Source organism: Pseudoalteromonas sp. RW-H-Ap-1 (assembly GCF_048318575.1).
Taxonomy (GTDB): domain Bacteria; phylum Pseudomonadota; class Gammaproteobacteria; order Enterobacterales; family Alteromonadaceae; genus Pseudoalteromonas.
Genome location: NZ_CP166996.1, coordinates 348,058 through 361,444, shown reverse-complemented (window position 1 = coordinate 361,444; position 13,387 = coordinate 348,058). Strand labels below are relative to the sequence as shown.

At 35.0% G+C, this 13,387-nt stretch carries 15 protein-coding genes; 1 reads left to right on the top strand and 14 read right to left on the bottom strand.

Going from position 1 to position 13,387, the window contains the following annotated elements; all coding sequences use genetic code 11:
* Window positions 1-8: 8 nt before the first annotated feature.
* The 9 genes from wecC to wecA are packed head-to-tail and all read right to left on the bottom strand — an operon-like array spanning window position 9 to window position 8,417.
* Complete coding sequence (gene wecC, locus AB8618_RS01685; RefSeq protein ID WP_409424594.1) at window positions 9-1,247, bottom strand: UDP-N-acetyl-D-mannosamine dehydrogenase; 1,239 nt, start codon at window positions 1,245-1,247, stop codon at window positions 9-11.
* A gap of 2 nt (window positions 1,248-1,249) precedes the next feature.
* Window positions 1,250-2,167, bottom strand: a complete 918-nt coding sequence (locus AB8618_RS01680) for a WzyE family oligosaccharide polymerase (protein ID WP_409424593.1) — start codon at window positions 2,165-2,167, stop codon at window positions 1,250-1,252.
* 5 nt (window positions 2,168-2,172) lie between these two features.
* Window positions 2,173-2,544, bottom strand: a complete 372-nt coding sequence (locus AB8618_RS01675; protein WP_409424592.1) for a hypothetical protein — start codon at window positions 2,542-2,544, stop codon at window positions 2,173-2,175.
* Window positions 2,544-3,476 carry an LPS O-antigen length regulator gene (locus tag AB8618_RS01670; protein ID WP_409424591.1) on the bottom strand — a complete coding sequence of 311 codons (933 nt, stop codon included), beginning with the start codon at window positions 3,474-3,476 and terminating at the stop codon, window positions 2,544-2,546. Before AB8618_RS01670 ends, AB8618_RS01675 begins: the two co-directional genes overlap by 1 nt.
* Window positions 3,477-3,508: 32 nt before the next feature.
* Window positions 3,509-5,524, bottom strand: coding sequence for a glycosyltransferase (locus AB8618_RS01665; protein ID WP_409425546.1), 2,016 nt, complete (start codon window positions 5,522-5,524; stop codon window positions 3,509-3,511).
* A gap of 29 nt (window positions 5,525-5,553) precedes the next feature.
* Window positions 5,554-6,603: a glycosyltransferase family 4 protein gene (locus tag AB8618_RS01660; protein ID WP_409424590.1), complete on the bottom strand. Its 1,050-nt coding sequence runs from the start codon at window positions 6,601-6,603 to the stop codon at window positions 5,554-5,556.
* Window positions 6,604-7,065, bottom strand: a complete 462-nt coding sequence (locus tag AB8618_RS01655; protein ID WP_409425545.1) for a WecB/TagA/CpsF family glycosyltransferase — start codon at window positions 7,063-7,065, stop codon at window positions 6,604-6,606.
* Window positions 7,062-7,343, bottom strand: a complete 282-nt coding sequence (locus AB8618_RS01650) for a hypothetical protein (protein WP_409424589.1) — start codon at window positions 7,341-7,343, stop codon at window positions 7,062-7,064. Before AB8618_RS01650 ends, AB8618_RS01655 begins: the two co-directional genes overlap by 4 nt.
* 15 nt (window positions 7,344-7,358) lie before the next feature.
* Window positions 7,359-8,417 carry a UDP-N-acetylglucosamine--undecaprenyl-phosphate N-acetylglucosaminephosphotransferase gene (wecA, locus tag AB8618_RS01645; RefSeq protein ID WP_409424588.1) on the bottom strand — a complete coding sequence of 353 codons (1,059 nt, stop codon included), beginning with the start codon at window positions 8,415-8,417 and terminating at the stop codon, window positions 7,359-7,361.
* A 481-nt stretch (window positions 8,418-8,898) separates the two neighbouring features.
* Between wecA and AB8618_RS01640 the strand changes: the two genes are divergently transcribed.
* Window positions 8,899-9,333: an acyltransferase family protein gene (locus tag AB8618_RS01640; protein WP_409425544.1), complete on the top strand. Its 435-nt coding sequence runs from the start codon at window positions 8,899-8,901 to the stop codon at window positions 9,331-9,333.
* 611 nt (window positions 9,334-9,944) lie between these two features.
* On the opposite strand, the gene AB8618_RS01635 is transcribed toward AB8618_RS01640, so the two are convergent.
* The 5 genes from AB8618_RS01635 to AB8618_RS01615 all read right to left on the bottom strand — a co-directional run bounded on the left by AB8618_RS01635 (window position 9,945) and on the right by AB8618_RS01615 (window position 13,374).
* On the bottom strand, window positions 9,945-10,610 hold the full coding sequence (locus AB8618_RS01635; protein WP_409424587.1) for a sulfotransferase family 2 domain-containing protein: 666 nt from the start codon (window positions 10,608-10,610) through the stop codon (window positions 9,945-9,947).
* Window positions 10,600-11,856 (bottom strand): lipopolysaccharide biosynthesis protein, encoded by a 1,257-nt coding sequence (locus tag AB8618_RS01630; RefSeq protein ID WP_409424586.1) that lies wholly within the window; start codon window positions 11,854-11,856, stop codon window positions 10,600-10,602. The genes AB8618_RS01635 and AB8618_RS01630 overlap by 11 nt, the downstream gene beginning before the upstream one ends.
* Window positions 11,846-12,430: a sulfotransferase family 2 domain-containing protein gene (locus tag AB8618_RS01625; protein WP_409425543.1), complete on the bottom strand. Its 585-nt coding sequence runs from the start codon at window positions 12,428-12,430 to the stop codon at window positions 11,846-11,848. Before AB8618_RS01625 ends, AB8618_RS01630 begins: the two co-directional genes overlap by 11 nt.
* A 63-nt stretch (window positions 12,431-12,493) precedes the next feature.
* Window positions 12,494-12,718: a hypothetical protein gene (locus AB8618_RS01620; protein ID WP_409424585.1), complete on the bottom strand. Its 225-nt coding sequence runs from the start codon at window positions 12,716-12,718 to the stop codon at window positions 12,494-12,496.
* Between the two features lie 17 nt (window positions 12,719-12,735).
* Window positions 12,736-13,374, bottom strand: coding sequence for a glycosyltransferase family A protein (locus AB8618_RS01615; protein WP_409424584.1), 639 nt, complete (start codon window positions 13,372-13,374; stop codon window positions 12,736-12,738).
* Window positions 13,375-13,387: the final 13 nt, after the last annotated feature.

Sequence of the window (13,387 nt, the reverse complement as noted above, 5' to 3'; positions counted from 1 at the left end):
TATTGGGTTTAAAAAATACCGCGGCTATCAACAACTACTTTTTTAGCAATTTGCTCAGGTGCAATATTTTTAAATTCTTTATGGTCAACTAATACGGCCAGCGTATTACAGCGTTCTAAAGCTTCTTCTGAAGTCACTAATTCAACGCCCAGTTTAGATAAAGACTCAGGTAGCTTAGTGATATTTGGTTCTACAACCAGAACTTCTGCATCGCTTTTTTGCGCTAACATTTTTGTTATATCAAGTGCTGGGCTTTCACGTAAATCGTCAATATCTGCTTTAAACGCAATCCCCATACAAGCAATTACAGGCTTTTTAAACTGATCAGCAGCATCGAGTATTTGTTGTAAAACATAGTGAGGCTTACTATCATTCACTTCACGAGCTTGGCGTATCAGTTTAGCTGTATCTGGCGCTGAACTTACAATAAACCAAGGATCAACTGCAATACAGTGACCACCTACACCTGGGCCTGGATTTAAAATATTAACACGTGGGTGGCGGTTAGCCAGTTTAATAAGCTCCCACACATCAATGCTTAATTTATCGCAAATCATCGAAAGTTCATTAGCAAAAGCAATGTTGACATCACGAAACGAGTTTTCAGTTAGCTTAGCCATTTCAGCTGTACGCGCATTTGTAAGTAAACATTCACCTTTAACAAAAGTTTTATATAAAGCAACCGCTTTTTTTGAGCATGCCTCAGACATACCGCCAATAACGCGATCATTTTCAACTAATTCACGTAGAACATGACCAGGTAAAACGCGCTCTGGGCAATGTGCTACGTTTATGTCAGCTTCACTGCCATGTGTTTGTGGAAATGTTAAATCTGGTCGTGACTCTGCTAACCAATTTGCAAGCTCTTCAGTAGCACCTACAGGAGAAGTTGATTCCAATATAACTAGGTTTCCCTTTTCAAGTACAGGCGCAATTGCTTTCGCGGCAGACTCTATATAGCTTAAATCGGCTTCGTAATTTTCTTTAAAAGGAGTAGGTACTGCCACCATGAACGCATCAGCTTTCTCAGCTTTCGTCGTTGCTTTTAAGTTTCCAGCCTGAACTGCACTGCGAACAACCATATCGAGATCGGGCTCAACAATATGTACATTACCTGCATTTATCGTATCTACAGCGTGTTGGCTCACATCAACACCAACCACTTTAATACCGCGAGAAGCGATGACCGCAGCTGTTGGCAAACCTATATAGCCAAGGCCTACTACTGATACTTTTTTAAACTCCATTATTACTCCGAAATAACTCTGGTTAACTTATCAAGCTTATTGGCTTGTGACATACGTTCAAATATGAACAGAATCATCATTGAAGCTAGCCAAATAAACAAAAATGTACAAAAAATTAGGATTGCCTTGTTAAAAAATAACTCAATAGATTCTCGCACCATAAAAAACGAGAAGGGTAAAATTGTATATGAAAAAAGCACTAAAAATGGTTTATCACTAAACATCATCCTCTCAAGAGCGCAGGTTATAAATACCACAACTAGGCATCCAATAAATATTCCCAATCCGCCGCCCATTATATAAACACCACCAAGAAGAGTAGGTGAAATAATGTAAGTGCCTCTGTGGATTCCAAGAATCGACTCTGTAAAAAATAATGCATTTGTTAATGGAATAACTGGTTTCTCTGGCCAAAAAGCTCTAGGGATAAGAGGGTTAAATTGCGCCATAACATAATCAAAGCCTTTGTAATACTCATCACCACTTTCAAAGTATTCTAATATTTTATTAAATGAATCATAAGGCGAAAGACTGTCAATTAGGTATCTGAATCCGAGTTCAATAACATCGTCACTCATGCCTTGCCCATATCTAACAAACGCTAAATAATTAATAAACCCAATAAGTAAAAGAGCCGCAAAGAAAATGCTTTTTAAAGAGACTAAACTTAGCCTTTGCCCAATAATTATTACACCTATTATACCTGCAGCTAAAATATTCCTAGAACCACCTAACGTAAAATAAACTAACATCCCTCCAACCACACTCACCGACAAGGCTAAAAAGAGACCTTTCAAGTTTTTTCTATCCATTAAAATTAACATTGCGGCAGGAATAAATAGAAAGAAGAAAATCATGAAAATACCGTTACCTGCGCTAGAAGATAACCTATGCCCATAATTACCGGCACTAAAACTCATTCCATTTAAAAAAACATACCCAAAAATTGAAATAAGAAAAAAGCTAAACTAGATGTAATCAATACCTGTCGAGATTTATCGTCATATATAGTGAGAGGCACAGACGATATTTTTCTAACTCCAAAATAACCAAGAATCACAAATGTGCTATAGAAAAACGTACTCCACCACAACCCCTCAGTTAATATATCATCAGGCAACATCTCGTAGCCTAAAAAGTAGCCAGCTGCTAAGTTCAATGGGATCCAAGAAAAGTTCGTTAAATATATAAAGCAACTTACTAAGAGGTAAAAGCCTACCCTATTATTTGAAAGCTTTAAAGATAAAAGAAGCAGAGAAACGCTGACAACAAAAACTATTGCTATTTCAAACTGCATTATTTATTCCTGGCATTCACAAACCTAATAATAGAAATTAGTAATGCAATACACACACCTAAAAATGTTATTCCTAAACATATGAGAGCTCGTTTAGGGCTTTGCTTTTCTTCTGGTATATAAGGTGCTTGAATAACATTTAATGCAAAGTCTTTTTTGGTTTTTGATACCATCATCTTTTTTAATTGATCTTCTATTAAATCATACAAAGAAGCTCTTACTTCCGTATATTCTGCTTGTTGCAAGTACCCATTTAAAAACTCTAGATTATTATTTACTTCTAATAATTGAAGCTCTCTTTCGTATTCATTAAACTCTTCAATGAGTAAAGATAGCCATTGCTTTGCAATTTCAGGACTATAAAAGTCGACAGACAGCTTAAATACCGCTTTTTTTCTATCGAAACTTACCTTAAATATTTCTCTAAACTTCTTATATGCTTCTTCATTTGTCGGCTCAGGTAACTGAGGATAATCTACATCTCGAAGCCATTTATTATTATTAAAATCATATATGGAACTATCATAAACAAGCGTATTAGAACTTTGTGTCCAATCTTCTGCAGCAAATAGAGGAATCTTGATATTATGCTTTTTCAAAAATGGGATTAAAAAATCCCTAGACTTTAATTTTTCTTCTAAATGAAAAACCGCTTTTTCATCACCTCCGCCTAAGCTAATACCAGCTAATGAAGCAACACCACTCAATTGACCGAGCATACCAGCAACGCCTCCACCAGATGACTCTGTAGAGGTTAGTAAAGATTCACTGCGATATTGGTTTGGTATCGAAAGTGCGAAAAAAACACTAAAAATAGCAATTGATAAAACAAACAATATGTTAAAAATTTTATACTTTAAGATTGAACCTATAACAATTTCAAAAAAATCATTATATTCAGCTTTTACTACATTAACTTTAACATCCGTCATTTCACACTACTCTTAATCATTATTTAATACACCTATGGTATGAATTGTGCCACAGCTTGTTTTGCTTTGATATTTCTATAAGCGAATACAATACAAATAAATGGCAGCAAATAGGCAATTGAGTTTAAATTTACAACTTTAAATACCAATAAACTAATTGCTATCAGCGTTGCGCCCAATACTAGCAGGTTGAGCTTAGCAACAATATCTTCTTTTCCACGCAAGCTTAAAGACGTTAGAAAAATAAAGCCATACTGTGAAGATATAAAAATAGATGTAATTGCAATTGATGCCATAAATGCTGTCAACTTGGGGGCACCCAAAATATAAAGATACATGAAAGAGATAACTGAACTAGCTAAGCAGCTTACTAAAATCAACTTGCAATATTTATTATTTACTATGACTATATTATCCAGAGAAAGCTTATGGCTTCCCAATAAGGGCATGTTTTTATTAGCTTGAGTCCTTGGAATTAGCATAGCTATAGAAAAACATGAAATAGTTAAAGCCACATATGACGCAACCTCAGGTTCAAAAATTAGTTTTGCTGTATATGGAAAGCAAAATAAAGCAAAAACGCTGGCAGTGGTTGATATTGCAATATTAAACACCTTTTTATTTGGGATTTTTTTCGTTGCTTTTGTGTTTAAGTTTTGCCAATCAAAAAGAGCAATAAAAAACAAACCTGATAAAAGAGCGACTAAATAAATAATGTAGGGTGCATCAAACTTAACACCTGAATAACTACTTATAAGAACAGGTGCCACTAAGCAAATAATAGATATTAAGCACTCAGCCATAGCAAGCAGAAAAAACCCTTGTTTTGCAACACGATTAAACCTAAAAAGGTAATAAAAATGCAGCACTACAAACAGTGGTACGCAGTAAATCAGGTTAGTTATAACACCCATCAAAAATAAACCACTTAGAATACATAACCCACAAATCAGTCCACTTAGTGATTGTTTAGATATACCCGTAAAAGAATCTCTATAGTCTTGCTTTAAAATAAAAAAGCCATAGCTTTGGCTAAACATCGTATTTAGCAGCATTAAGATAAAAAAATCACTACCAAACGAGGCTGTATCCATAGCACCTAAAAAGTAAATACAGGATGATAATAGAATAACGCGAGATGCCCCTGGTCCACCGGTAGCCAACAAAGGAACAAGTGCACTCAATAACCAATTAACCAGTGGTTGATCAACTTTCTTATTGTGCATGTAGTCCAAGCGGTATTTAGCTAATTTTGATAATGATTGTGCTAAGGTATGCCTTGCCTTAATGGTAAATAAACCATGCTTACTTGAGCTAAGTAGCTCCATAAAAGACACTTTTTCACCCATTATCTTTTTACGATAAAAAGCAAAGTTTTCCTTATTTCGCACACTCATTATTTTTTTATGCTTAGCTTCAAACAGGTCAATTGCACGCAGCTTATTATTAACTGAAGAGATTCTTTCAAGTTCTTGATCATCATTAACTATATATAGCTCTTTACCTATTCTATAGGCATCACCATATTTAGCGATTAACCGAACCCATAAGTCATGATCTTGCAGTGCAGGCAGGTCAGGGTCAAATCCTCCCACCTCAAGCACACGTTCACGACTAACTAAAATCTGATTTGAGCACTGATTAAGATCGAGTGCAGCAGACAAAGAGATCACCTTTTCTTTATTAAATAAAGATTTTTTATGGGCTCCATAATCCCAAAAATAACCACTACAAACAAAAGAGTACTTAGGGTCATAAGCTTTTACCAAACACTCTAAACGCTCAGGTAAAAACACGTCATCATCATCAAGCCCTGTTACTAAATCTGTATCAAGTGCTTCAATGGCTTTATTTCGTGCTTTACATGCTTTTTCTGAAATTTCGTTTCGAATAAATGAGACTCTAGGATCTGAAATTGTCTTTAAATATTCATGTGTTCCATCACTCGAACCATCATCAATAATAAGTAACTTAAAATTAGGGTATGTTTGCGACAGTACAGAACTGACCGCTTTTTTTAATAGCTCAACGCGGTTTTTGGTTGGCATATAAATACCAACACTAAGGGTCTCTTCAATCATAAGTTACCTTTAAATACAGCGTTGTAAGTAGTAACAATTTGCTCAATAACACGTGTCAAAGAAAATGATTCAGCTGTTTTGCTAACAGTAATACTTAAATAATCATACTGTTTTGGTGATAGCCCTAAGTTAAAGGTCATTGAATCCTTAAGGTTAGCTAAGAGCTGCTCTTCTGAGATATTCTTTTGTTCAATGCAACGACTAGCATCATCAATTTGGGCTTTTGATCCATCTGTAGAGGTTGCAACTGCTGGTACACCGCAGGCTTGAGCCTCACTAAGGGTTAACCCAAACGATTCATTTCTTGATAAAGAAAGTATGAATTTGGTTTGATGAATGATATCGACTAACTTTTCAGGCTTTTGTTTTCCAAAATAGTTTAAGTTTGAAAATTGCGCTTGGGCGGCGAGCACCTCCTGTTTCATAGGCCCTTCACCAACTAATGCAAACTGCTGCTCAGGCATCATTGCAACTAAAGATAGAAAGCGATCTATTCCTTTATTTTTATCTAAACTACAAACCTGCAGAAAATCATACTTCTTTGTTAATTGCTTATTTTTATTATAAAAAATATTATCGTTGTAGCCTGCACATAGTATTGAATAAGAGCTTACTGGGCGGTAAAACTTTTCATGTAATTGTTCAGAGGTGAAAATCCAATGGTTAACCACGTTAGATAATGTTCGATATAAATAACGAGGAGGATCATATAAATAAATATCACTCCCATGGCAAGTAACAATTATTTTAACATCGCGATTACGCAAAAACTTATAAACGGCGGCAAGTATAATAGTAGGAAAGTAATAATGAACGTGAATCACGTCATAACATTTAAAACGAAAAACACACTGAAAAATAAACTGCATTAGAAAAACAGGATACTTTAAAGCCCTACACAAAAAGCTATCTGTATTCCATTTCATTTTACAATAATCTAAATCTAAGTCTTTTTTGTTCAACCTATCAACTTGGTTATCAACAAAAACGCCTTGCATAGGAGCAGACTGTTTAAAAGACATGTTAGATAAAACAAGCACTTTCATTTAGAGCTTCTTCAACAAATACAATTGTAGGAACTTAAGCAACTTGGCTTGTCTAAATATTCTTCTCGGCTCTTTGAGCATTCTATATAGCCATTCTAAATTTAGCTTTTGCCAACCTTTAGGGGCCCTATTAACATTACCAGTCAGTACGTCAAAGCTTCCGCCTACACCCATAAAAAAAGCATTTGGGTATTCTAGCATCAGCATTTTTATTAGTTTTTCTTGTTTGGGTGAACCCAAAGCAGCAATAACAATATCTGGCTTAACCGAACTAGCCAAATCGAATACTTCTTGTGTGTTTTTAAAGTATCCACTCATATAACCTACTACATTTACTCCATTAGTAGTCAGGTAAGCATTCGTTTTTTCAACCACTTCAGGTTTTGCACCAACTAACAAAACTCTAGAGTTAAACTGAGATGAGCGCTTTAATACCTCAAGCCATAACTCACAACCTGCTATACGACACAGTTTTTTACCTTTTTTTGTTGTAAAGCTTTTACAACGCCAATGCCATCTGCATATGGAAATTGCGCTTCATTAATAATTTTTTTTGTTTCACTATCATCAATAGCCTTAAGTACTTTTTCTGGATTTACAGCAACAGCCATACCTGGCTTTATAAGGCCATCATCTGAAAAGATGGTTGTTAAGACATGCTCCATTGATTCAAATGGTAAAACATTCACACCGCCTATCTGAATAGGGGAAATTTGATTTACTACACTACTTTCTTCCATAAAACATCAAATACTCTAGCGGTTTGTACCAAAAAAACGACGAATATGTACACTAATACGCCAAATTCTCAGCATAAAAAAGTAATACATAATTGTGCACAAAAGAAATGAATAAAACATAATGTAGTCAGGTACATTATAAATGTCGGTTACAATACCTACCGTTGCAAACACCGTCGATATAAAGCAAATCACAACTAAAGCTTGTCTGCTGGAAAAACCCAGTCTAAGTAAAATATGATGTAGATGCTCTCGATCAGGCTTAAAAGGTGACTGACCTTTTTTGATCCTACGAGCAATGGTAGAAATTGCATCTATTATAGGAACAGCGGCTAACCATAGTGCCGTTACAGGACTAAATGCACTTTTCTCTTGAGATTGAGACCCTTCAAGTAACAACCAAACAACAGTAAAACCAATGACTGTGCTTCCTGCGTCACCCATAAAAATTTTAAAACGCTGCCCTAAAGGGATGCCTAAGTTCATTAAAATATAAGGAACAGTTGCCACAACAATGGCAGCACAAAAGGCCATTAATTCATTTTGGCCATTAAAATAAAATAAAATACCCAACGAGGTAAATGTTATTGTTGCCAAAGCCCCAAGCAGCCCATCAATACCATCGACCATATTGAAGGCATTAATAGCGCCAACAACGACAATAACAGTCATAATGTAACCAAAATAAGACAAGTTAATGCTTGTGCCACCGAACAAGGCACCAATATCATTGAAAATTAACCCGCCAAAACACATCATTAATGCGGATATAACAATCTGTAAGATCAAACGAAATCTAAAACTAATATCGTATAAATCGTCTAATACACCAATGAATAGCAAAATACTCGCACAAATTAAGTAAAGCATTGAAGAGGAGATTGTTTCGGGAAAAACAAATAAATAAGAAAAAACAACAACAAAAACCGCCAACCCACCGACTAAAGGAACAGAACCTGCGTGGTGCTTCCGAGAGTTAGGCTCATCAACTAGGTTAATAAAAATTGCAATTTTCCTAAAAATAAAGAGGCTCAAAAATGAGCATAAAAACAACCCTAAATTATTTATAATCACAATTTTTCAACCTTTTATACATGGGCTTTTGACGCATTTTTATAATAACCTAGCAAACAGGCGGTGTATTATAGTTGATTAAGACATAAATAAAAATAGCTTTGTATAAGTATTAGAAATTCAAAAACAAGCAAAAAGACCAACAAATTCATAAGGATGAATAAGTGAAAACAAAAAAACACACTTTTTATTACTAAATTACAAAAAAGCTATACCTAATATAAATTGATTAGGATTATATCAATTTATATGAATCATTAATTTTTTAGCTAAAAAGTAACTCATGAGCACTAGATTAGCTAACCCATTTTAAACTTGAAAATTTTAATTAATACTTAGCAAACCAAAGTCCACTACTATTAATCTCAGTTTTAAATTAGAATGGAAGGAAATTAAATTATCAATTTATATTGCGAAAAAGCTTAATCAGTTTTACAACAAGGATACCAGTGGAAAAGCAAAGATATACTAACTTAGATGCATTTCGAGGGTTGGCTGCATTATTGGTTTTATTATTCCACTCCCCTTTTTTTACGGACACAAAACAACGTTTATATTTAATAGCGACATTTTCGTTGATTTTTTCTTTATACTATCAGGGTTTGTCATTGCCCATGCATATAAAAGTAAAATCGATAGTTTAAACTTTCAAGCCTATATGCAAAATCGTTTTGCTCGTATTTACCCGTTACACTTAGCGTTATTATTAGCTTGGTTAGTGTTTCTTTCTCTAAAACACTTACTTTATACTCAATTGAACTTGGGAAATACAGACCCTCTTATAAATAACGATTTCACTTCTTTTTTTCTTAATTTATTTCTCCTCAACGCACATAATTTAGATGATCAACTGACATGGAATGCCCCATCTTGGAGCATAGGCGCTGAATTTTATACTTACTTACTTTTTTTGTAGTCTCAAAGAGCATAAAAGCCAAAAATTTACTACAGTGGTCAGTTTTTTTAATTGTTCTAGCATATACAACGCTTTATATCCTAAAACCCATCACACTTTTAAGAACGTTTGATCTAGGGTTTATCAGAGCTATTGGAGGATTTTTTCTTGGTGTTAGTGTATTTATTATTAAAGAAAAAACCGAGCTAAATTACAGTTCAAAGCTTAAGGTTTCGATAATAGAGGTCGTATTATTATTAGCAGTAATAAGCTGCATAACCATTTTAGCAAAATATAAACTAGGCCAACTAACTACATTTTTAGTTTTTACATTAAGCATTTATTACTTTAGCGCATCAAACGGAGTAATTTCAACGCTCCTTAAAACAAAAACTATGCAATATTTAGGTAAAATATCATACTCAATATACCTTACCCACTTCTTAATCATTAATATCATTATAAATATATGGCAGTACTTTTTTGCAAAAAAAGGATTATCTATAAATATACCTTTAGCCGATATATACAACACATCTGCTGCACCCTTTTTAAATACAGCAATAATATTAATCACATGCTTAATTTCAGCTATTACCTATAAATTTATAGAGCAGCCATTTCAACAAAAACTAAGCGCCAAAAGAGTAGTTAAATAGCTCTATATCTTGCGCATAATAACGCTCAACAAAACGCTCGGTAATATCACAATAATAGTCCGTATAGTGTTTAGTTTTAGGCTGAAAAACGCTTTTAAATTTTGATGTTGTTTTATTTTTATGAGGCAGAGCAAGAGGGCTACCGGTAATTGCCTTACTCACTTTAGCAAAGTCACTTGATAGCGTCTCAAAACGGCCAATAAAATCGACCAAAAGCTCTCCTTGACGATTACAGACAAACTCAGCCTGCGGTATCACATGCCTATACAGATCATCACCAGAGGCATAATTATCATCTTTCTCGGTTGGGAAAAACTTCAATAAAAAGTCTTTAAAAGAGCAATTATAACCTCTGTATTTATATTCAGACAAAATGCGCTCCCAAGGATTGCGCACAAAACTAAACCGGTATAATTCAGAAAAGCGCTCCTCAGTTAAATATCCGAGTTCAACATATTCATTTGCTGTTAAATGAGCCAGCCTAGGAGGGCCTAACTCTTTATTAGTATTAGCCTTAAGTAAAAATGGAGCACGTTCATGCCACTCAAACCCAGCACGCTTTAAAAACACACTTTCAATACTTTGCCCTGCTACTTTTGGAATATGAACAAATAAACATTTATCAAATTTAGAAATCATCGGTACTCATCTTAAATACTCGTTTATAAACAACGAATAAACTCACTAGGTTTTTCGCAATCATTGAAGCTGCAACAAGGCACGCCGCAGCAATACCACCATAAATAGGCGTAAATACCCACAACATTAATAAAAATAAAATGGTTATAAATAAATTTTGATATTGGTGTATTCTCTCATGCCCTGTCATTAATAAAATAACAACCGCTGAGCCACAACTTAAATTAACCCATTGGCCAATGGCTAATATTTTTATATACGTAGCAGCTTGCACATACTCTTCACCTATTAGCGAAAGCATAAAATCAATACAAAAATAAACAACGAGTATTCCAGCCGTCGCTATAATGGTCAGTAAAATACGCGTTTCTCTTGCCAGCTGTTTGATATTACTTAACTTACCCGCACTAAAAAAGCGAGCATAGTATGGGCTACATACCGCATTAACAGCCTGTAAAGGGTAACTAAACAGTACCGCCACTTTTAAAGCAATGGATAGCATTGCAACATCAGCCAAGCTGGCGTACTTGGCAACCAATAAATTAGCCAGTTGCTGAGTGAGCAATGCTGAAAATGCAATGACAAAATAATGCTTATTCGCCTTTCTTAATTTTTCAAGAGGAAGCGTTTTTAGGCCATCAAAGCTTGGTGTGCAATAAAAGAGAGAGGCTACGTAGGAAAAAATTAAACTAACAGCTGTACAACCAAGTACTATCTTAAACGCATGTAATGCTGTATCTGGCTTGAAAAATAGCGCGGTTAATAAAATTAACAGGTTACTAATAAAACCAGAAAAACAAACACTATGGATAATTTTGTGTCGTGAATTTAAAATTGACGAATTAATGCTTTGCAATGCTAACAGTAAGGTTTGCATACAGATTAAGGGCAATAAATCATTTAACCTTTCGACTGAAAACCACAAAGCTATCTGTGTATCAAAAGATAAAACCAATAGCGTTAATAAGCCGCAGCTTGATAAAGCGATTACATGACTTAATACGTATAGCCTACCCAAATCTAAATCATTAAACTGTGCGCCAAAACGAACAATTAAATTTTCTAAGCCTAACTTTGCCAAGCCCGACATTAACAACGACATACTCAGGCACAAAACAAACAAACCAAATTCGTTAACGCCAAGTTGTTGTGCAAAAAGCGCAAATACCCCCAAACTGGAAAGTGCAGTAAGTAACTTAATAGAAAAAGAGCCGGCAATAAATGCACTTAATGATTTAATTAACATCAATTGGGGTATAGCCAAAGAGCTCAAAATCAAAATAATACAATTGGTTAATCTTTTTATACTGAGCGCTTGTTAATATAGGTAAGCTCACTTTTTCAGAGCGGTTAATAAATTCTAAACTGTGTGGCAAATTATGCTTTTTAGCAAAAGCAGGCCACTGGTCAGCTAGCTTTTCAAAATGTAAAACGGTATCTATATTTAAGGCTAAATCGCTTTTGCATACAAATAAGTACTGCGGCTTAAACAATTTGTGCTGCATTATAAAGTGCATATCTAATAATGCATCGACAAAGCTGGCAAAGTCATGGCTATTACTTTTAATTTTATCTGCTAATAACTTATCACTTTGTGAGCCATTACCACCTTGCAAGCTGTACTTATAAGCTGAAAATAATCGCTCTAACGGATGCCTTACAATGGCAAAGCGGTGATACTTTTTATAAAAGTAGTCATTCACCTCATTGTAATACCCCGATTCCACATGAAAGCGCCCGCCACTATCGCCTAAGGCTTTCATAACACTTGATCCCGCATTTTTGGGAATATGAATAAAAATACACTTATATTTGTGCATATAAGGTTTATAAGGATACACGCAAAAAGGGAAGCGCTTTAATAAACGCTTTAAAATGGTCATTTACTGCCTCAACTTAGCCAAAAGAGTTTCATCAAAGCCAACCACGTTAGCTAATTGAGCATCATTGGCTGTTTTATTATGTAGCCATAAACTGTGTGCTTGTGTGCCTACAACATGCAAATAATCTTTATAAGGCGTAGGGTTTGCAACCAACTTTGTTTTTATGCCTTTTTTAAGCGCCATAAATTTAAACCAAATGTCATCTGCCGTTGGGCATAATGTCATGTATAGCTCGGTATTAGCTACCTCTTCAGCAAAACAGTTAACAGGGTACAACACCCCCCAATGCCAATAGGCATCAGTAAATTACTAGGTAGTTGCTCATTGCTATCAAACTGCCATTGCGAATAAGGAGCAATATGGCCAGTAGAGTCAAACGTAACCTTATGGGCTCTGTGGCAAATAATAGCGCTTGGGTAAACTAAATGTTGTTTGTAAAGTTGCTCAATTTGATTAACGGGGTAAATAATATCGTCGTCAAAAGTAATAATGGGTATACCCTGCTGCAAACGCAAACTAGGAATTAGCTTTTTGTAAGAGCGCAAATCCTCACACCAGTTAAATGTAATATGTGGTTCTAGTTTTTTTAGCTCGGCGGTTAGTACTTCGCCATGGGCTAACCATACTATAATTTGCTGTGGTTTAACTGTTTGGTTTAATAGACTGTATAACGTGTGATGCAGTGTTGCTATACGCTTGCCATAACTAGTTAGTGACACAACGCAATCAATACTCTCAGCCTCGCCATTTTCAGTGTTAAGCGCAAGGGCTTGCTGAGTGAGTAAACGGTGCTGGCTTATTAAAAGCTGCTGATGTAAAAACGCTACCCGCTGTTTTAAATAACGCTTGGAAAAAAACCAATGTTTAACTCGTTGCCACACTTTACATTCACCA